Raw genomic sequence first — 22,194 nt, forward strand, 5'->3', positions numbered from 1 at the left:
GTTCCCCTACCCTAAAAGCGAATCGTTATATTAGCCTTTAAATCGAACACCATGGACTTAGGCTTAAAGGGCTACACCATTCCCCTGAAACATGTATTTACCATTTCTCGAGAATCTTATACCAATCAAGACACTATAATCGTTTCCTTGGCCCAAAACGGCAAGATCGGATATGGCGAAGCCACCGATAACCCCTATTACGGTATCACGGTGGCCAGTATGCAAGAGGAAATCAATGCCATACGACCCAAAATCGAAGCATTCGACATGGACAGCCCAGAGCGGTTCCATGCTTTTTTGGTCAATGAAGGACTGAGCAATTTTGCCATTTGTGCCTTGGATCTTGCAGCCAATGACCTCTACGGAAAATTACAAGACAAACCCCTTTATGAAATTTGGGGTACCGATACCAGTCGTTACCCTATCTCCAACTATACCATTGGCATAGATACCATAGAAAAAATGGTGGCCAAAATGAAAGAAGTGCCCTGGCCTATTTATAAGATTAAACTAGGTACGGACGAAGATGTACGTATTGTAACGGAATTACGTCAACATACCGATGCCATTTTTCGTGTAGATGCCAATTGTGCCTGGAGCCCGGAAGAAACTATAAAAAACGCCCCAGCCCTTAAGGAATTAGGGGTCGAATTCATTGAGCAACCCTTAAAGGCCGATAATTGGGAAGGCATGGAGCTCGTTGCCCATAATACCGTACTCCCCATTATTGCCGATGAAAGCTGTATTCTGGAATCCGATGTAGAAAAATGTGGTATGCACTTTAACGGCATCAATATTAAACTTACCAAATGTGGGGGACTTACCCCGGCCAGACGGATGATAAAACAAGCCAAAGACCTCGGTCTACAGGTTATGGTAGGCTGTATGACCGAATCTACCGTAGGTATTTCGGCCATTGCCCAGCTCTTGCCCCAATTGGATTATGTAGATATGGATGGTGCCATGCTATTGGCCGAAGAAATTGCAACGGGGGTTTCTATGAACCCCGACGGTTCCGTCGTTTTTCCGACCAAGCCAGGAAGTGGCATAAGTTTGTTGTAAGATGAACATTCCGTTAGATCAATTTCCCGGAAGGTCTATCGTTCACCAGGGCAAAGAATACCTTTATTTTGGGGGTACGGCCTACCTTGGGCTTCAAACCCACAAAGCTTTTAAAGATATACACATTAAGCAAATTGAGCGATTTGGAACCAATTATGGGGCCTCGCGTAATGCGAATGTACGTTTTAACGTGTATGAACAAGCCGAAAACCTTTTGGCTCAATGGGTAGGTAGCCCGTCCTGTGCCACCGTTTCATCTGGTTATTTGGCCGGACAATGGGTTTTACAACACTTTAGTGGCAGTGGATTTCAGCTTTTTCATGCCCCGGGATCACATCCAGCCCTAACAGCTCCGAACATAAAGAGTTTTGACACCCATAAAAGTTTGGTAGCCGCCTTAACCGATTTTCACAACCAAGACGAAACAAAACAAGCTGTTTTGTTTTTGGACAGTGTCGATTTTAAAGGTCACCACTTCCCACATTTTTCATGGCTAAAGGCTATTGATGTAAGTCGTGTAATTATCGTAGCAGACGATTCACATGCGCTCGGGGTTTTAGGACATAAAGGCTCGGGAAGTTATTCGATATTAGAAGGTTTTACACCTAAAGAATTAGTAGTCTGCAGTTCTTTGGGTAAAGGTTATGGCATTCAGGCGGGTGCCGTTTTTGGGACCCAGTATCGCATAGACCAACTAAAACAAATGCCTTTCTTTGCCGGAGCGAGTCCGGCCACCCCGGCCGCCATGGCCACCCTAACCGCTTCCGAAACTATTTATAGTATCCAAAGGCAAATTACTTTTAATAGGGTAAAGCAATTTGAATCGGAATGCAGGCATACCGACAAAATAGGGCAAATACCCGAACTAACCTCCTATAATTACATTAACGAAGACCTCAGTTACCATCTCAAGGAAAATGGCATAATAGTTACCCATTTCCCCTACCCCGCCAATGAAAGACCTATTTCTAGCAGGATTGTTATATCGGGCTATCATTTACCTTCTGACATCACCTACTTAGCAAAAAGCATAAATCAATATTTCGATTAAAAAAATAACAACTATGTAGTTTTCAAGCGTTTTTATTGTTAATATGTTAATTTTTTACTATCTTATTTGAAAAGTCGACCGTTTAACATAAAAACACTGGAATGAGAAAATTAATTGGAATATCCATTCTGGCGGTACTTTTAATTTCCGCCACCAGTAGCCGCCCCACCAGCCTAAAAACCGATTCCTTTATGGATGGGAATTGGGAGTTGGTCAGTTTTTACTCCTATGATGGGGTAAACATAACGGATACCATTTTACCGGTAGACGGATATAGACAAGTCAAAATGTATGCCCATGGTAGGGTGATGTGGACCAGACATGCCCCAAAAGATTCTGTGGAGTGGTTTGGATATGGGACCTTTTCCGCAGACGAAAGTACACTGACTGAAACCCTGGAATACGCCTCGTCCAAAATGATGGATATTATGAAAAACCATCGCACCTTCACCTTTGAATTGGACTATCACGACGATACGTATAGCCAAATCACCCTAGATGAAGATGGAAACAGGACGACCTCTGAAAATTACAAACGGATTCGTTGAAAAACACAAAAGCCCGAATCATTCAGATCCGGGCTTTTTTATGACATATTGTTGCTATTAAACTTCAGCTTCCGTGGCCACACTAACTAAATAGCGTTCAGCATCTAAAGCCGCCATACAACCTGTACCTGCAGCCGTAATGGCTTGGCGGTATTCCTTATCCTGTACATCGCCACTGGCAAATACCCCAGGTTTATTGGTTTTGGTAGTACCCGCCTCGGTAATCAAGTATCCGGCATCATCCATTTCCAATTGCCCTTTAAAAATGTCGGTATTGGGCTTATGTCCGATAGCGATAAAAATACCGGTAATATCGATTTCTTCGGTTTCCCCGGTTTGGTTGTTCTTCATTCGAAGCCCTTCTACCACCTGCTCACCCAAAACCTCATCTACCTCGGTATTATAACGTACCTCAATATTTTCCATAGAGTTAACACGGTGCTGCATGGCTTTAGAGGCACGCATATGATCTTTACGCACCAACATGGTTACTTTATTACAGATCTTGGCCAAATAAGTAGCTTCCTCGGCCGCAGTATCACCCGCTCCTACTATGGCTACATCTTGTCCTTTATAAAAGAAACCGTCGCATACGGCACAGGCCGAGACTCCACCACCACGTAAGCGTTGCTCGCTTTCCAAACCAAGGTATTTAGCCGTGGCCCCAGTGGCGATAACGATACTTTCGGCCTCGATAACACTACCATTATCGACCGTAACTTTATGAATACCCCCAGGTACATCACTCAAACTTACCTCGGTAACCATACCTATCCGTACTTCAGTTCCGAAACGTTCGGCCTGTTGCTGAAGTTGTACCATCATAGTTGGTCCATCGATACCCTCTGGGTAACCAGGAAAGTTATCGACCTCTGTAGTGGTGGTCAATTGCCCTCCGGGCTCCATACCGGTATACATAACGGGTTTAAGATCGGCCCGAGCGGCATAAATGGCAGCCGTATATCCGGCAGGCCCAGAACCTATAATCAAGACTTTTAATCGTTCTATCGTATCTGACATAGTATGTAAATCAAATTATTGTACGCAAATGTAATGGATCTAGGATATAAATATCAGTCCACCCCATAGTAAGTACGTATAGCACTATAACAAATTACAAATGATCTGTGGTAAGGCAATGTACACCTTGTTCCGCTTTTGTGGTATAGGCCGACAATTCTATTTGAAACGCTGCCTTGTAGGCCTTGGTGACTCTAGCTATATAAGCGGCTATTTCTGCATTGGGAAGTAAGTGGAGCACACAGCCACCAAAACCACCCCCCATTTGCCTGGCCCCGAGAACCACAGGGTCGTTTTGCGCAAATTCGACCAAAAAATCGGATTCAGGACAACTTACCTCATAGGCTTTAGAGAGATCCCAATGTGCTTGGAACAACAAATCGCCCGCTTTTTGAATGGCACCTTGGGAAAGGCAGTTCACCATAGCATGTACCCTCTGGTTTTCTCGTAGTACATAACTAGCTCGTGTAAATGCCAATTCTGAGATTTCTTCACGGGCCGCTTCTAACTGTTCCATTGAAATATCCCGAAGGGAAGCGATATGGGTGTCTTTTTGGGCAAAATAGGCCACCACCGACTCGCATTGAGCCCGGCGTTCGTTATACGCACTTTCGGCCAAATTATGTGAGACATGGGTGTTTAGCAATAAAAAACTATGATTAGTTTGATCCAGAGGCACATAGTTATAGGCCAAGTTTTGACAATCCAACAGCATGGCATGATCTTTTTTGCCCATTATAGAGGCAAACTGATCCATAATGCCACATTGGGTTCCCACAAAATGGTGTTCGGCCTTTTGGGCTATCTTCATCAATTGGGAATTGTCCAAACCTATATCGAACAACTCATTAACCCCATACGCCATTCCACATTCCAAGGCAGCCGACGAACTCATTCCGGCACCCATGGGTAGATTACTTTCAAATACACAATCGAACCCAGAGCATGTACCCCCTTTATCCCGTATGCCTTTAAGAACCCCCAAGATATAGTTCTCCCATTGAATTGGGGATGGCTCTAGGTGTTCTAGATCTACTTCCAGCACGTTTTCTTGATCACGGCTATAAATGCGGCAAACGGATTGGGAACCATTTTTCGAAAACCCGAACCGGATGCCTTTATCTATGGCCATGGGCAATGCATACCCTAAATTATAATCGGTATGCTCTCCTATTAAGTTTATACGTCCGGGGGCCCAGATGACAAGGTTTGGCTGAAAATGTAAGGGTACGAACGGGGACATAATTATACTTTACAAAATACGATGGCGAAAATACAACTTAGACCCGTCTGACCCTACCACACCCTACCAGTGAAACATGGATAATTTAATCTTTTACACCCAACTTTTTAAGTATGTCTTCCATTAGACACCACTTCGTAAAGGAAGACTGCAATAAATTTGCCCCTACGAAAAGGGTAAACCAAAGCCAATTTTCATTGACAAACATAGCCAAAAGCACACTGATTATGATAAATGTACCTGCTATGGCTTTAATGGCCCTGTTTAAAGGCGTTGTCGTACTACAAGCTTGTGACATGGTATTCTTTTTTATTTTTTTTATTCTTTTTGAAACTTTTCGACACGTTTTAAACCCCAATTAGACATATTCCTCAATTGGTACTACCGCCGCATGTAAAGGGTTATGACCAGCCTTTTCTGCATTGAATTGCCTTACGGCCCCCAAAAGTTTACCCACTTTCTCTTTTTGGGCAAATGAAAAATAGAGCATGGAATCCATCCCTGCTTGGGTGCCTCCGCTAAACCAATTTGAACTAAGTAAAACTTCGGGTAGGTCTTTATGCCCATCTATATCCGAACTACTGTAGGCATCTATACCTGCTTCCTTGAACAAATCACAGACGGATTCTTTATACTCGGCAACTGCCGTTATCAAAACCAACTTCATTAGCGATGTTTTTTACGTTCGATTAAGTAGTACACCAAGGGTACTACCAATAGGGTTAAAATGGTAGAAGCGATCGTACCTCCCATAAGTGAAATGGCCAAACCTTGGAAAATAGGATCGAATAGAATAACAAATGCCCCAATTACCACAGTACCCGCCGTTAGCAATATTGGCGTGGTACGAACGGCACCTGCCTCGATTACGGCTTGTTTTAAAGGCACCCCATCGGCCACCCTTAAATTGACAAAATCGATTAACAAGACCGAGTTTCTTACCATGATCCCGGCCAAAGCGATCATACCAATAAAAGAAGTCGCGGTAAAGAAAGCCCCCATTAACCAGTGCCCTAATACAATACCAACCATAGAAAGCGGTATGGCCACCATCATTACCACTGGTGCCTTAAAGTTTTGGAACCAGCCCACGATAAGCATATAAATAATAACGATCACCCCTAGGAACGCAATACCCAAATCGCGGAAAACCTCTAGGGTTATCTGCCATTCCCCATCCCATTTTACGGTATAGTTATCTTCGAAATCGGGTTGTTTTATATACAGCTCATCCAAGGTATAACCTTTAGGCAGGGGAATTTGTGCCAATTTATCCGACATCCCTAAAATAGCATAGACCGGGCTTTCGAGTGCCCCTGCCATATCGGCCATAACATAAACTACGCGTTTCTGGTTTTTTCTATAAATACTCTTTGCCTTGGTACCCTTTTGAATATCGACCAAATCGCCTATGGCCACCATTTGGCCCTGTTGCGATTTTAGTTGGATCCTCGAAATATCGGCTAGGGTCGCTTTTTCAGACTCATCCAGGGTTAAGAACAAGCCTATTTGTTCTGTGGCTTCCTCTTTATAGACATGGGTTACCGCCCTGTGCGCCATGGCCATATTTATGGCGTGACTAATTTGCTGGGGTGCTACACCATACAACATGGCCTTTTCCCTATCGATATCAAAAAGATATTCTTGCTGGTCATCTTCAACCATCCAATCTATATCCACTACATCGTCGGTGTTGTGCAATATGTCCTTTACTTGTTCGGCCACCCTCATTTGTCCGTCATAATCGGGACCATAGATCTCGGCTACGATGGTAGACAATACTGGAGGACCGGGTGGTACCTCAACTATTTTTACATTGGCGCCGAACTTTTGGGCAATTTCTTGGATAGGCCCTCGAAAAGAACTGGCAATACCATGACTTTGGGCAGAACGGTCGTGTTTATCGGTAAGGTTCACCTGAATATCGGCCATATTGCTCCCCCCCCTAAGATCATAATGCCTTACCAAACCGTTAAAGGTAATGGGTGCCGATGCCCCAACATAACTTTGATAATCGATAACTTCTGGCCTATTAGAAACATAGCTGGAAATCTCTTGGGCCACGGCCGCCGTACGCTCTAAGGTAGTACCTTCGGGCATATCAATTACCACTTGGAATTCGTTTTTATTATCGAAGGGTAACATTTTAACGGCCACACTTTTGGTAAAGAACATGGCCAACGACCCCATTAGCAACACTACGGTAACCCCAATGAACATCCAACGTTTTTTGGGCTCTTCGATCAAGGGTCTTTCGAAGCGTTCGTACAATCTGTATATGATACCTTTTTCAATTTCGGCTTCCGGTTTGTTTTCTTTGCCATGCTTCTCTTTTTCCCTAAGGAAGATAAAACCCAAATACGGGGTTATGGTCAAGGCGACGAACAAGGATAACAACATAGCTATAGAGGCGCCAATGGGCATGGGCGACATATAAGGTCCCATTAGTCCGGATACGAAGGCCATGGGCAATACGGAAGCAATTACCGTAAAGGTGGCCAAAATGGTGGGGTTACCTACCTCATTTATGGCATAAAGGGCGGCATCTTTAAAGGGCAAACGCTTCATTTTAAAATGCCTGTGCATATTCTCGGCAATGATTATGGAATCGTCTACCACAATACCGGTTACGAATACCAAAGCGAACAAAGTAATTCGATTCAAGGTATAATCGAGCATATAATAACTCAACAAAGTAAGGGCAAAGGTGATGGGTACCGATAAAAAAACCACCAAACCACCACGCCAACCCATGGCCAACATAACCACAAAGGTCACCGCTATAATGGCCCCGATCAAGTGCATTAACAATTCTGATACTTTCTGCGAGGCCGTTTCACCATAATTTCGGGTAACCTCTACATGTACATCATCGGGAATGAGATCTAGCTTTAGATGTTCGATCTTATCTAAGATAACATCGGAAATCTTCATGGCATCGGCCCCTTTGCGTTTGGCCACCGAAATGGTAACGGCCGGGTATTCTGACGTATAGGTTTGGGCCTTTGGACTGGCCTGACCAAATCCGAGGCTTACATAATTCTGAGGCAGTTCGGGCCCGTCTACGATCTCGGCAATCTGCTTTAAATACACCGGCTGGTTGTTAAAGGTACCAACTACTAGATTACCTACGTCTTCGGCACTGGTCAGAAAACTACCCGTACTTAACGAAAACTCGGTATCGTTATTAATAAAATTACCGGCACCCAATTGGGCATTATTGGCCTTAATGGCTTGGGCAACAGTTAGGAAATCTTGTTGGCTTCCGGCCATCTTATCCTTGTCCAATACCACACGTATCTGACGGTCACGCCCCCCTATCTTTTGGGTTATGGACACATCGTTGACCTTTTCGATCTCGTTGGTAAGTTCCCCAGCGATCTGCTTTAACTGATAGTCGTCATAGTTTTCGCTCCATAGGGTAAGTCCCAACATAGGTACATCGTCAATGGCACGGGTTTTTACCAAAGGAGGGGTAACCCCTTTGGGCATTTGATCCATATGCTTGTTCAGCTCGTTGTACAACTTCACAAAGGAACGTTCTATATCTTCGCCAACATAAAACTGAACAATAACCATCCCCTGTTCTTTCATTGAGGTCGAGTACACATATTCTACCCCTTTGATGTTGGAAATCAATTTTTCCAAGGGTTTGATCACCCGGGATTCTACTTCCGTAGGACTGGCACCGGGGTACCCGACAAAAATATCGGCCATGGGCACATCGATCTGGGGTTCTTCTTCCCTCGGTATTAAAAACGAGCTATAAACCCCTATGACCATAAACACGATCATAAGTAAGACGGTAAGCTTAGAGCCTATAAACGCCTTGGCAATTTTACCTGCTATTCCTTCTTGCATATGCTTGGTTTATTGAACCGTTATCGGGGCTCCGTTATACAATTTCCCTTCTGATGATGCGATATAAGTCTCGCCTTGGGTAAGGCCCGAAAGTACTTCTGCCTTACCATCGATACGTTTTCCTAGACGTAACCATCGTAGTAGGGCGGTATTTTGACTGCTCGCCACATACACACCGGTTAACTGACCACGTTTTACCAAAGCCGATTCCGGCAAATAAAGCGTTGCGGCCCTGTCGGCTTCCAAACTGTTGAAATGGGCATTTACGAACATGCCGGATTTTAAATCGTCACTTGGTTTTTCAAGACTGATTTTTACCAAATATTGCCCCCCGGTATTCTTGGCCGAACTACTGGCCGCCAATACTTTTCCGGCAAAGGTCTTGTCTAAAGATTTCACAAAGATGGATACGGGGCCCTGGGCATCGAATTGGTTTACCTGCGACTCTGGTATACGCACCACCACCTGAAATGCTCCGGGCGCCTCTACTTCGAATAAAGGCACTCCTGGCTTGGCCAAATCACCAACTTTTACAAACTTATTGGTAACAACCCCATTAAAAGGGGCCCGTAAGTCGCTATAGGCCAAATGGCCCATTACTTCCTTTTCCATTTGTTTTGCGGCTTGCCATTGGGCCTTTGACGCCTCGAAATGTGTAGAAATATCGTCCCATTCTTTTTTAGAGGCACTATTGGCGGCTACCAAAGCCTCGAAACGCTTATAATCTTTCTCCGCGTTTTTATAGGCTGCCTCGGCGGCCACCACATTGGCTTTTACTTGGGCCAACTTGGCAGACATATCGGTGTTACCCACTTTAGCCAATAATTGCCCTTTGGTTACTTTTTGACCGAGTTCTACCTTTACGGCCTCTACATGCCCCATAATCCGGGTACTGATATTGGCACTTTGCACCGCCTCTACCCTACCACTGGCCGAAAGATTGGCTTGGTCGGTATTCGCCCCGATTCTTGCCGTTTTTACAGCAACTACCGATTCATTTTCTATAGCTCTGTTTTTGGCGGCCTTATCTGAACAGGAAGCCAACACCAACAAACTGGCGATTATGCTAAGTTTTACTGTTTTTGCTTTCATGATATTCACTATTGAAACCGTTTAATAGCTTCCGGTTTATTGGTTTTCCGTGTAGGTTTTCGTTAAAAAAATCAAGTATTCTTGGGCCAGATTATGACCATAAATGGCCCTATGGTAGGCCAACTGTTTATTCGCGTACTGCATTTCGGCCAAAAGAAAATCGGTGGTCTTCTCGAGACCTTCCTTAAAGCGATTGGTACGTATACGAAGGCTTTCCCCCGATTGTTCCATGGCCAAGCGGGCTAGGTTCACGTTATTCTGGGCATCATCGAAGGCCCGTAGGGCTTTTTGGTATTCCAACCGGCTTTGATCTACATACTGTTCGTATTGGATCGAGGCCTTTTCATAAGCTGCTTTACTATGTTGCTTTTTACCGATTCGTTTGGCTCCATCGAAAACGTTCCAACTTAATTGGGCCCCGAATAAATAGCCTGAAGCATCGGCCTGGAAAATTTGGTCATCGTGCATTTCAAACCTTCCAAAGGCGTTCAACCGTGGTAAAAAGCCCATTTTATCGGCCTTATGGTTATAACCATAGGCCGCGGCCACATCTTTAACCGCCAAGATATCGGCCCTAGATTCGGTAAAACTACCGATGCTATCCAAAGCCACGGCTTGTAAGGAATCCAACGGAATTACTTGACCTTCTTGATCCAATCCCATCAGTTCTTTTAAGAGATCCGATGTATTGGCTATTTGGCTTTTGGCATATTGCACTTGGTTGGCTACCTCTGTGGCCCTGACCGATACGGCCAGCACATCGGCCTTTTGCAACATACCCTGATTAAAATAATCTTGGGCCATTTTCTCATTCTCTTTCACCACTTTTTGGGTGGTTTGCAATACGTGTAGCGTTTGGTGGGCCAATTGCAGCTCCATATAGGTTTTGGCCACTTTAAGTTGCATACCATCTACCGTACGTTCTAGCTGTTTTTCAGTCGCTAGCCACTTTTGTTTCGCGGCCTTGCGCTGGTAAATACCATCTAAATTCACCAAAGGTTGGTTTACCTCTAATATGGTAGCGAAATCTTCAATTTGATCCGGATCGTTCAATCGGTTTGGATCAAAATCGGCCGCGGTCAAAATCTCTTGGTTCAATTTAGAACCAAAGGCCATTAAGGGGTTGGTAGTGGCCATGCCGGTATGCGATACATTAATATCCGGCAATAATACCGCATTGGTCTGGTTGTATTCCCCTTTGGCCATGGCCACATCTTGTTGGGCCATTTTAACAGATCGATTCTTTTCTGCAACAGCGGCCTTAGCCTGTGCCTTGGTCAACGGAATTTCTTGTGCCACAGTATACTGACACAAAAACCCTAGTAACAACACGAATATATTTCTGTACATGTTTTTCGATTTAACATGGCAAAAATAGATAGGTGAAGCAGGCGGGTCAGTAACCAATGTTACCTTTTAGTACCCTATCAGCGACTAGTAATCTTTAAAAAGAAGCATTTTGTAGTTTGGACTGTTCCCTTGCTTATGAATGACATAAATACCTCCCCTGTATTTAAAAACAGTTTGAATTTCAACCGCATTATCGTCTAAATAGGTGTCGATTTTATCGTACATATTAACGGGCACTTTCCCTTCTATATGCTCAAAATCCATATCGAGCACTGTAGTAAAATAGGTCGATTTTGTATTGGCGTAGGAATTATATGCCATAAAGGCCGGGTTAAAAAAGGCATTAAAGGTAAGTCCGCCTACCGCGAATGAGCCTAGGGGAATTCCTCCGAAAGGCATCATCATTGGGGCCTGGGCCGTTTCCTTCACACCGCCAAAAGTTATGAGATGCAGCCCATTTAAAAAATAAGGTGAAATACCTAGTTTTGAGCCACTCAACTTTCGTAAATATTGTTTGGTCTTATCCAATTCCCTATACTTATCATAGGTACCCCCTTCCTGTATTATCGGGGTATTCATAAAGGTAATTTCTTCGTCTCTATTGGCTTTGAGTTCTTTAAGTAAATTACCCGATTCCCGTTCAATTACCTGAAAGATCATTTGCTGACTATTCGCATTGAGTAAATACAAATATTCCGTGGTCAAAAATGAATTAGAGGTATTCTTAAAACCTGTCGTAATTAGATTGGGGTGGTAATACTGCTTTAGGTTATATGAAAACGAATCCAAGTCGATCTCGATCAATTGGCATGCCGCTCGGTTCATATCGAGGGTAAGATAAAGTTTGTTGTTGAAAATATAGAACTTATTATCGTTTGACGACTGCTCAATAGAGTTCGGCGTACTTGGTTCTATTTTTGTAGCTATGGGATTTGTTAATGCCGATCCAAATGCCCTATACAAAGATGTACTCTTAGAATTTTCATCCATAAATAGTTCTCCGGACATATCCATTTTTACCACGGAATAGTCACTACCATTAAACTTATGAAACTCGACCACCGACGAATTCTTGGCCAATGTCATTATATAAAAGACATTTTCATAGGTAAAGGTTTGGATTATCTTACCTTTGGGTAATTTAAACTTTACGGGTCTATACCCCACGGTTCGGGTTGTAAAGTTGAAGTCGGCAATGGCAAAACTGTTTGTTTTATCGTTGGTCAGATATGCCCTAAAATCTCGTCCGTTCGCAATGCTATACCCTAATATTTTTTTATACTTTCTTTCCCTGTCTTCAGTGGCTAAAGAATCTACCAAGTTGTGATTCTCATCAAAAAGGTAAGCATAGGCCCTTTTTGTATCTAAGATAACCACATTATAAAGCCCGTTTATCGGGTTTTCAAAGGGCACTATCCCTAGCACATCGCGTTGGGTGGTTTTAAGGGAGTTTTTAAAATCGTTGACAGTAATTTGTGCAGATACAGGTAAAAAGGCAAGCAGTAGTAAAATACAGTAGGTGAGTTTCTTCATTGTTGGTTTGTTTTGGTTAAAAGTAGCAGATTAACCCATTTTTTGAACATGTACGGATATGAATTCGTAGCATGACAATTTTTGGCTAATTTAACTCCTTGAAACCAGTTCGCAATGTCCTATTCGCTTAAGTGCACTATTTATGAAAACCAAACAGCTTAAAAAGCTGCATGCCCAACTTGAGACCCTTATTTTCTTTTTGGAAGAAAGCCAAAGGGCCTATCGAAAAAAAATCAAAAAAACACATCCTTCACATACCGAAAGTACCAAAAATCTAGTGCATTATTTGGCTTTGCGAAAGATCGATCTTGCCAAAACCCAAGGCAAACTTGAAATATTGGGCCTATCTAGATTGGCGCGTTCAGAATCTTATGTGCTGGATGGACTTCGAAAAAGCCGTGAACACGTTTCGGCACTCTTGGAAAAGGAAAAAGTTAATTTAAATTTTGAGATACCAAGTGCTAAAAACAGACTGAAGCTGCACCATAACACCACTGATCTTTTAGGTGATATAGACTCGAAAAGAAGGGTTGGTATTATGGTTACCATGCCCAGCGAAAGTGTTACGAACCCCAAAATAATTTCCGCTTTTATGCAGCAGGGTATGGACGTGGCCCGAGTAAACTGCGCCCATGATACTTCGGCGGAATGGAAAGCTATAATCGATCAGATCAAATCGCTTGAAGACAAGTTTGATAAAAAAGTAACCATAAGCATGGATCTCGCCGGGCCCAAAGTGCGTACGGGAGCCATGACCCCTGGCCCTGCGGTTCGAAAGATCAAACCCATGCGCGATGTTTACGGAAACATTAAAATTCCGGCAACGGTGCGGCTAACGGAGGCGCCAATGGCACACAACGATATTCCCGTACCCACAAAATGGATTAAAAAACTCCAAATCGGCGACACGGTTAAACTTTGGGATGCTAGAGGTAAAAAGAGACGTTTTATAGTTACGGAGTACCATGGAGACCATGCGGTAATACAAGGTATGCAAACCACCTATTTTGAAACCGGTCTGCGTTTGCAAAGTCATGGTCAGGTTACCCAGATTTTGAATCTCCCAAACTTGGAAACGGCCATTCACTTACAAAGTGGCGATCTTTTGGTGCTCCACAAAGAGCAAATCTGGGGTAAAACTGCCCGTTTACATGAATCGGGGCAACCGATTCCGGCGCAGATCAGTTGTACTTCGCCGGTACCTTTTAAACATGTTCGAATTCAAGACAGGGTGTTTTTCGATGATGGTAAAATCGAAGGCAGGGTCATACGCGCCTCCTCAAAAAAAATGATAATCAAAATAGAGACTACCAAAATCGGCGGGGTTAAACTAAAAACCGATAAAGGCATTAATTTCCCGGATACGGATTTGCCCTTGGTCGGACTCACCAAAAAGGATCGACAAGACCTCGATTTTATTACCGACCATGCCCATGTCATAAACTTTTCATTCGTGAACTCTGCCCAAGACGTAAAAGAATTGCAACAAATTTTGAGGGAGAAAGGGGTATTACAAAACATAGGGGTGGTACTAAAGATAGAAACCAAAACCGCTTTTAACAATTTGGGCGATATTCTTCTTGAGGCCATGAAAATGAAGAAAGTAGGGATTATGATAGCACGAGGTGACCTGGCGATCGAAGTGGGTTGGGATAAAATCGGCTGGGTACAACAAGAAATTCTTAGTATTTGTGCCGCTGCCCATGTACCCGTTATTTGGGCCACCCAAGTTTTTGAAAACTATGCCAAAAACGGGCTACCATCACGCTCTGAGATTTCCGATGTAACTATGGCACTGAAAGCGGAATGTGTTATGTTAAACAAAGGCCCCCATATCTCCGGGGCCATCAAACTTTTGGATCAAATGCTGGGCGGTATGGAAAAATACCAGTCGAAATCGCATAAAATGATGCCTAGTTTAAAGAAATTACCCAAAAGTAATCGGTAGACTACCATTTCTAAAAAAAAACACCAGAAGTATGTAGGAAATATTTGAGGTTTTTGTACGCATTTAATATCTTCACTGCTTGACATAAAAACGAAAAATCGAATTTTTGCTCAGGTCCATTAATATCTTAAAAACTTACCCTTGGTTTTTAGCCTATAACCGGGGTTTTCATTTACCAAAATTGCAACTCGATACGGAGTTTGGTATGCTAAACACAGCCTTTCCAGTATCATGAGAGCAACAACCTCCTATCTTGGTAATAGATCAGCCTATAGTGAATGTCACCCCTATATACCGGAGGCAAAGAATTCAATATACCTTCGGTTTTGGTTATTGAACATCTTGTTTTCTATAGGTAGTTTTATTCCCCTTCAAGGTCAAAACCATACAAGTTTTACCTATCAAATCAAAGCGAAGGAATATCAAGAAATTTTAAGCAAAATAGTAGTCGACAAAGATGGTTTTGCATGGTATGTTACCGAAAAAGGTCTTGTAAAAGATTATGGCAACTCGCAAATATTGATTCCATTGGAAACGGGTAGGCCCAATGCCAAAGAACCCATTTGGTCTTTAATCATTGATCAAAAAGGGTACATCTGGTTCAATTGTTTTATGGGTACGTATCGCGTAAATCCGAACACGCTTCAACACAAACTGTATCCTTTTGATTTCGGCACCGAAAAAAATCCAGTATTCTTAACACTTAATCAAGGCGACGACCATGATCTATGGGTTCCTACCTCAAAAGGGTTTTTCTTTCGGTTTACTTCTGATTCCATACCCAAACGAGAAAAGATTTATACGCCCAAATCAAAAACTGTTGTTGATGCTCCCAAAGCCAATGAATTACCAAAATTTGTGGTTTTTGATACGAATGTGTATCGAATTAGAAAACGGAAACTAGAGCTAATTCGAAGCTTAGATCACGTCATGGGCTTGGCAGCGGCGATTACCAAAGATCAAGCTAAAAAATTTAAACTCAACACGGAACAGGATGGCTTTTATAATTACCTAAATATAAAACGACCGTATTATTTTATTCCTGAATTGAATCGCTACCTGATTAGGTTCTACAATAACCATCAAATCCATTTAAGATCGAAAACAGCCGACTTTGCCGATGTTATATTATTTAAGGTTTTGGATCACGAAATCGAGTTTTTAGATTTTAACCGTAACCCAAATGGCGAATTAAATCTTAATGTTAGAAAAAAAATCGATCACTCTTACAATTCGAACCATGTTTCATACGACCCCATTAGGTCTATTATTTATACCGCAAACAAATCAAGTGTAACCAAGGTAAAACTGAGTCCGGAGATATATTCCTATTTTCACCCAGACGACAAATTGCGTATAAATACGAGACGCTTACAAATTCAAAACGATCAATTATACGTATCGTCTTTTTATGGGGTAAACAAATACCCATTACCAAAAAGCGACACAGGGTATTCCCAACACGATTCTAAAGGTTTCTATCCGAAAACCAATCTTAAGCAAGGTGATTCATTGATTATAGCGAATTCATTTCCGCATATATCCAAAATGGACCCGGAAACACTTGGTTTTAAAAACATTGGCGAAAAACTGGGTCATTATACTTTCGTTAGACCTAAAGATAAAGGACAATCTTGGGTGGGTTCGAACAAAGGGCTTTATGTATTAGACCACAAGTCAGATAAAATTACCAAATGGCATATCAAAACCCGACATTCAAGGCAATTGGCACAAGAAGTAGTGCATGCTGTCTTGGATAGTAAGTTGAACGATAACCTCTATGTGGGTACAACCAATGGTTTATTTGTTTTTGATCAAGTTCGAAACACCAGTAAACACTATAAGTTAAGCCCAATGGAAACCGAGACTTTAGCAACTGCGGTTGAAGATCTTTATGAAGACGATGTAGGCAACCTTTGGATAGCCTCTACAAGTGGGTTGGTTAAGTTAACATTAAACGGGAAGCTTAACATGTATACTGAATTCGATGGTTTACCCGACAATCATATTCATTGCATTCTACCGAACCCCGACCACCTTTGGGTATCTACCGATAACGGTCTGTCCCGTTTAGACCTGGCTTCATTAAAATTCGACAATCTATTTGTTTCCGAATTAGAATCAGAAAACGTATTCAATTATAACTCCGCTCTAAAAGTTAGCGAATCGCTGTTGTTATTTGGTAATAGCAACGGTATTATTGAAATACGACCAAACCTCTTTCGGCCAAAGCCGAACAATTCTAAACTAATACCGGTAAAACATCTTGATTTTAAAGACAATGGCTTTGAAAAAAACAATACCCCCCTAAGTCTAGATAAGCTATCTGAACTCCAATTGGATTACGATAGCAACAGTTTCTCTATGGAGTTTGCCATTCAGAATGCCTTTAATCATAGTAAGCACCGATTTTTATATAAAATCGATGGATTAATGCCAGATTGGCGCGATATCGGGAACGACAATATGGTGAACGTTTTTGAATTACCCACTGGCAAGCATATTCTCGAGGTTATGGCCTACAATGAAAATGGACAGCCTACCCCCAATGTCTACAAAATCAACATAAAGGTTGCCGAGGTTTTCTATAAGGAATCATGGTTCCAATTCCTAGGATTAACGTTTTTGACCATTATTATTTACCTTATCGCTTTACTTTCATTTAGAAGAAAAAAGGAACGTCTAGAAGCCATAGGTACCATTAAAAAGCTGGAAATAGGTGCATTAACCGCTCAAATGACCCCACATTTTATTTTCAACACTATTAACGGGATACAAAATGTGCTTTTGTTGAAAGGAGAATTGGCCGCAAACCGATACATCACCAATTTTTCTAAACTTATGCGTTCGACTATGCAGATTAGCCGAGATTATTATTTAAGTGTAGAAGAAGAGGTCAACTACCTTGAAGCCTATATAAAACTGCAACAATACCGTAACAACCATAGTTTTGACTATGCCATAAGCTGTTGTGAACTCGCCAAAGCCTCCGACATACAGATTCCGGGGCTACTGATCCAACCCATTGTTGAAAATGCCATTATCCATGGTTTAAACCATAAACCTGAATACGGTTTCCTCGAAATTCAATTCGGGATGAGAGGGACTAAATTGTTTGTTACGATTGCCGATAATGGTATCGGCCGAGAAAAAGCAATGGCCAAGCAAAAGGACAGAAATTATAAGTCATATTCTACCGAGGTAATTCAAAAGCGTATTGAATTAGGGAGACAACTGGGTGATCAAGACATAAGTTTCAGCATCAAGGACAAAGACCCCGGAGAGTTTTACCCAGGCACTCAAGTAGAATTTTTAATCTTGCCACTGAAATAGCTTCTAAAGAATGAAAGCCTTAAATAAACTAACCCTGCATAAAAACATTTTGTAAATTGAACCAAGCTTTAAATGAAATCCTGGTTTTGAAAACGATTATAAAATTCTTTTGCTGTTCCATTCTTTTTGCTGGCTGTCTTTTTCTAGGCCATTCCCAAGAAGGAAACGTTTTCACATATAATGTAAAATCGGATTATTTCAACAATATTTCAGGTACCCCGAGTATGGATGCTGACGGTTTTCTATGGTACCCGACCGATAAGGGCATTGTAAAAGACTATGGCGAGTCGCAGGTTTTCATATCTATACCTATTAACCCAAACAACCCTCACAACGGGGTTTGGTCTAGTGAAATAGACCAAAAAGGATTTTATTGGTTTATATCGACAGAAGGTGTACATAAGGTAAACACCAAGGACTTTACTTATGAAAAATTCGATTTAAAATCAGAGTTAACAGGTAAAAAAGTATATCCTCAAATTTTCTTTGGCGACGACCATGACATTTGGGTAAGTACCGGCAAGAATTATGTTATTTATTTCCCTGATGGGGATATGGAAGCGGTGGCCTTTATTCAGAAACCTACTAGAAAGTCTACCCTAATAAAAGAAAGCGAAGTCCCGCGAAAATTTATCAGGAGTGACAATAAAATCTACCTAATAGATAAAGATAAAATTCATTACGTTGATGATTGCAGTTTTCAGCTCCAAAAAATAAGGTACCAAAACGAGCAAGATGGACTTGATTTAGGGTTTAAACCTGTTAGAAAAGGGGTTTATAGGTACGAAAACTATATAGTTCCCTACCAATATATACCCGCCATTGGCCAATTCGCCATCGGGCTTCATGAGCAAATGAAATCGCCCCGGCTTCATGGAAAAAAACTCTTGGACACCGTTGTTATCTGGGAAAACACCATACCTAAGATAAATCTGTGCAAATTCGAGACAACGGATAAAGACAGCTTGGTCCTAAAAATTAAGAAGAGTCATGCACGTAAAGCCCGATCGCAAACCGGCCTGTTCGATCGTTCTCGAAAAACCATGTATACGGCCAATTGGAACAGTATTACCAAATTTTCATTCCAGTCCTTGGCCCATAAGAATATTTTTAAAGACCTAGATTCTGATATCAGTGTCAGGACCATGGCCGAAACCGATAGTACTTTGTTGGTTTTTACCTACTATAACGTACATCGCTATCATAAATATTCGGATACTAGAGACACCTTGGCCAAAAACATACTACCGGCCTGGGATATTATTTCCGATAAAGACAGTATGCTTTTTGTAAGAAATAGGCACTGGATTGATGTCAGAAACAAAAAAAACTTTAAGGGCCGTACTTACGAAAAACCGGGGCTTATGTTCTCGAGTATAACCCATGATTCGGGATCGAATTACTGGATTGGTAGCGATAAAGGGCTTTTTGTATTCGACAGGGTATCAGGTCAAATTGATTTATGGAATCCTAGTCTTCAACCGGTTGCCCTTCGCAATAGTGCCATTTTTGACATCCATTTCAGTTATAGTCGAAATCAAATGTATTTGGGAACGAACAAGGGATTGTTCATTTTCAATCCAACAGAAAAAGCATTTACCCAAATCACCAAGGAATCGGACCCCGATGTAATACCAGACAATTATGTTTCTAAAATTCATGAAGACGAATATGGCACCTTATGGATGGCCACCCAAGGGGGCATAGTTAAACTGACAACGGACAAAAAATGTAAGCTTATCAATTTGTCCAACGGCCTACGAAGCAATGAAATACTCAGTATTCTCGAAACCAAAAAACATATGTGGTTCGGTACCGGATACGGTATTAGTAGAATTGCAAAAAACAATGGAAACATTTTTAATGTCACGGTTTCGGATATAGAACAAAACAACGCTTTTAATCCTAATTCAGCCTTTAAATCGAACGACAGCATCCTGTATTTCGGTAGTTCTAAAAGTGCCTTCGAAATCAATATCAACAAATTGGACAAGGATATAGAAAAACCTGAATTGGTTTTTGTAAAACTTACTGAATTTGTTGGCAATGAAAAAATAGAACAACTGAATACTACCCTTTTTACTGGCGGTTTGGAGCTACCCTACGACCGAAACAGTTTTTCAATGGAATTTGCGGTCAAAAACACCTTTAACCACTCCAAAAATGGTTATATGTATAAAATAGACGGACTCATGAGCGATTGGCGCGATTTAGGTAGCCAGAACATTATCAATGCCTTTGAAATTCCGCCTGGTAACTATACCTTACAAGTCAAAGGTGTAAGCGATGCTGGGGTACTCACCACCAATACACTACGTTACCCTATAACTGTTACCCCTCCTTTTTATAAGCAAATATGGTTTATTCTCAGCCAAATCTTTTTAGGCATAACCATAATCTATCTCATTTTACACCAAAGATTTGAGCGTAAAAAAGAACGCCTGGAAGCGAAAAGTAAAATCAAGAAATTGGAATTGAAGGCATTGACGGCACAAATGTCGCCTCATTTTATTTTTAATACCATCAATGGTATTCAAAACGTGTTAATGCTAAAGGGTGAGCTAGCCGCAAACCAATACATTAGTCACTTTTCGCGTTTAATGCGCTCTACCTTAAACATTAGCCGGTTCAATTATTTAACCATTCCAGAAGAAATAGGTTTTTTAGAATCTTATATAAAACTGCAACAACAACGTTTTAACGAAACATTCACTTACACCATAACCCAGTGCGAGCAGTGCAAAAAAACAGAACTTAAAGTTCCGGGGCTATTATTCCAACCTATTGTAGAGAACGCCATAATTCATGGGCTAACCCATAAACCGGAAGAGAAACATTTGATGATCGATTTTAGGTTCAATGCCGGTGATCTCTATGTTACTATTGTAGATAATGGCATAGGCAGGGAACTGGCCAGCCAACAAGCCTCGAAAACCAACCATGAATCTTTTTCCATGGATGTGGTTAAAAAACGTATTACCATAAATAGGCAATTAGAACACCCGGGTATAGAAATGGACATTCAAGATGCTTATCCGGGTCAGAAATACCCAGGTACACGGGTTAGTTTTAAAATCAAGTTTAATAAAGCTTAAACAACATTTACTAGCCAACAATTTATTGGCAAGATATTTCGGCAATCCAATGAAGGCCATGCCAAATGTTGATTTGTTATTTAAAATACTGCTTTAAATCACCCGCCCATCTTCAAAAACAAACAACAGCCTTACTAAAACCATGGGGTGTATGGTCCAACTAAAGTCACCCCAAATAAGTTTTTCTTCTTAGGTGGTCACCAACTTAAAAATACTATATTTACCCTTGCGGATTTTTATACACGTAAACACTATCCTAATAACCAAAGTATCTTTTGCCCATATCAATATGGTCATATAAAATAAGTACGCATTCATGAAAAGCTACAGAGCGGTTATTATCGATGACGAACAGAAGAACATAGAACTTCTATCACATTTTGTAACCAAGTACTGTACTGAGATACAGTTAGTGGGGTCGGCACTCACCTTTGAAAAAGGAAAAGAAGTTATTGCTGAAAGCAATCCGGATATTGTGTTTTTGGACATAACCTTAGATCGGGATACGGGTTTTGAACTTATAGACGAAATAAACCAGAATTTTAAGGTCATTTTTGTGACCGCACACAAGGAATATGCCTTAAAGGCTTTTAAATATTCGGCCGTAGACTATCTGTTGAAACCTATTGACATTATAGAGCTACAAAAAGCCGTGGCCCAAGCCGTAGCCCATTTAGACGGGGAAAAAGAATTGAACGGCAACACAAAAGAAGAAGCCAGTGTTTTACCCGATGGTATTTTGGCGGTACCTACCCTACAATCTATTGAACTGATCGACATGGATCAAATTCTCTATTGTATGTCTAAGGGAAAATATACCGTTTTCCATCTCGATAGTGGTAGCGAAATCGTTTCTAGTAAAAATTTGGGTGAATATGAGAAGAAATTGAACGACAAAAATTTCTTTAGAATACATAACCGCTATTTGGTTAACGTAAAAAAAGTACGTAAAATCAGTAAGTCGGATGGTTTCTTCTGTGAATTGCCAGGCAATATCCATTTAACCGTATCTGCCAGAAAACAGGCTGAATTTCAAAAATACTTAGGGCTTCATTAAG

15 protein-coding genes are annotated in these 22,194 nt (G+C 41.5%); 7 read left to right on the forward strand and 8 right to left on the reverse strand.

Going from position 1 to position 22,194, the window contains the following annotated elements:
* The first annotated feature begins 51 nt into the window (after positions 1–51).
* The 3 genes from B7P33_RS00310 to B7P33_RS00320 all read left to right on the forward strand — a co-directional run bounded on the left by B7P33_RS00310 (position 52) and on the right by B7P33_RS00320 (position 2,661).
* Positions 52–1,062 carry a dipeptide epimerase gene (locus B7P33_RS00310; RefSeq protein ID WP_097439979.1) on the forward strand — a complete coding sequence of 337 codons (1,011 nt, stop codon included), beginning with the start codon at positions 52–54 and terminating at the stop codon, positions 1,060–1,062.
* A 1-nt stretch (position 1,063) separates the two neighbouring features.
* A complete protein-coding gene (locus B7P33_RS00315; RefSeq protein ID WP_097439980.1) occupies positions 1,064–2,113 on the forward strand; it encodes a PLP-dependent aminotransferase family protein in 1,050 nt (349 codons plus the stop codon).
* A 101-nt stretch (positions 2,114–2,214) separates the two neighbouring features.
* Positions 2,215–2,661: a hypothetical protein gene (locus B7P33_RS00320; RefSeq protein WP_097439981.1), complete on the forward strand. Its 447-nt coding sequence runs from the start codon at positions 2,215–2,217 to the stop codon at positions 2,659–2,661.
* A 57-nt stretch (positions 2,662–2,718) separates the two neighbouring features.
* Here B7P33_RS00320 and trxB read toward each other — a convergent pair whose 3' ends face one another.
* From trxB to B7P33_RS00360, 8 genes are all read right to left on the reverse strand, one after another.
* On the reverse strand, positions 2,719–3,681 hold the full coding sequence (gene trxB, locus B7P33_RS00325; protein WP_097439982.1) for a thioredoxin-disulfide reductase: 963 nt from the start codon (positions 3,679–3,681) through the stop codon (positions 2,719–2,721).
* A 94-nt stretch (positions 3,682–3,775) separates the two neighbouring features.
* Positions 3,776–4,924, reverse strand: coding sequence for a galactokinase (gene galK, locus B7P33_RS00330; protein WP_097439983.1), 1,149 nt, complete (start codon positions 4,922–4,924; stop codon positions 3,776–3,778).
* A gap of 85 nt (positions 4,925–5,009) precedes the next feature.
* On the reverse strand, positions 5,010–5,222 hold the full coding sequence (locus B7P33_RS00335; RefSeq protein WP_097440728.1) for a YgaP family membrane protein: 213 nt from the start codon (positions 5,220–5,222) through the stop codon (positions 5,010–5,012).
* Between the two features lie 60 nt (positions 5,223–5,282).
* Positions 5,283–5,591: a hypothetical protein gene (locus B7P33_RS00340; RefSeq protein ID WP_097439984.1), complete on the reverse strand. Its 309-nt coding sequence runs from the start codon at positions 5,589–5,591 to the stop codon at positions 5,283–5,285.
* Positions 5,591–8,785 (reverse strand): efflux RND transporter permease subunit, encoded by a 3,195-nt coding sequence (locus B7P33_RS00345; RefSeq protein WP_097439985.1) that lies wholly within the window; start codon positions 8,783–8,785, stop codon positions 5,591–5,593. Before B7P33_RS00345 ends, B7P33_RS00340 begins: the two co-directional genes overlap by 1 nt.
* A 9-nt stretch (positions 8,786–8,794) precedes the next feature.
* Positions 8,795–9,877, reverse strand: coding sequence for an efflux RND transporter periplasmic adaptor subunit (locus B7P33_RS00350; RefSeq protein WP_097439986.1), 1,083 nt, complete (start codon positions 9,875–9,877; stop codon positions 8,795–8,797).
* Between the two features lie 36 nt (positions 9,878–9,913).
* Complete coding sequence (locus B7P33_RS00355) at positions 9,914–11,227, reverse strand: TolC family protein (RefSeq protein ID WP_097439987.1); 1,314 nt, start codon at positions 11,225–11,227, stop codon at positions 9,914–9,916.
* Between the two features lie 84 nt (positions 11,228–11,311).
* Positions 11,312–12,760, reverse strand: coding sequence for a hypothetical protein (locus B7P33_RS00360; protein ID WP_097439988.1), 1,449 nt, complete (start codon positions 12,758–12,760; stop codon positions 11,312–11,314).
* Between the two features lie 142 nt (positions 12,761–12,902).
* Here B7P33_RS00360 and B7P33_RS00365 point away from each other — a divergent pair, with 142 nt between their 5' ends.
* From B7P33_RS00365 to B7P33_RS00380, 4 genes are all read left to right on the forward strand, one after another.
* On the forward strand, positions 12,903–14,708 hold the full coding sequence (locus B7P33_RS00365; protein WP_097439989.1) for a pyruvate kinase: 1,806 nt from the start codon (positions 12,903–12,905) through the stop codon (positions 14,706–14,708).
* A gap of 231 nt (positions 14,709–14,939) precedes the next feature.
* Positions 14,940–18,041 (forward strand): sensor histidine kinase, encoded by a 3,102-nt coding sequence (locus tag B7P33_RS00370; RefSeq protein ID WP_097439990.1) that lies wholly within the window; start codon positions 14,940–14,942, stop codon positions 18,039–18,041.
* 86 nt (positions 18,042–18,127) lie between these two features.
* Entirely contained in the window at positions 18,128–21,136 is a 3,009-nt protein-coding gene (locus tag B7P33_RS00375; RefSeq protein WP_141402355.1) for a sensor histidine kinase, read from the forward strand.
* A 316-nt stretch (positions 21,137–21,452) separates the two neighbouring features.
* Positions 21,453–22,193, forward strand: a complete 741-nt coding sequence (locus B7P33_RS00380) for a LytR/AlgR family response regulator transcription factor (protein ID WP_097439992.1) — start codon at positions 21,453–21,455, stop codon at positions 22,191–22,193.
* Position 22,194 lies beyond the last annotated feature (1 nt).

Source organism: Sediminicola luteus (assembly GCF_002514735.1).
GTDB lineage: Bacteria > Bacteroidota > Bacteroidia > Flavobacteriales > Flavobacteriaceae > HQA918.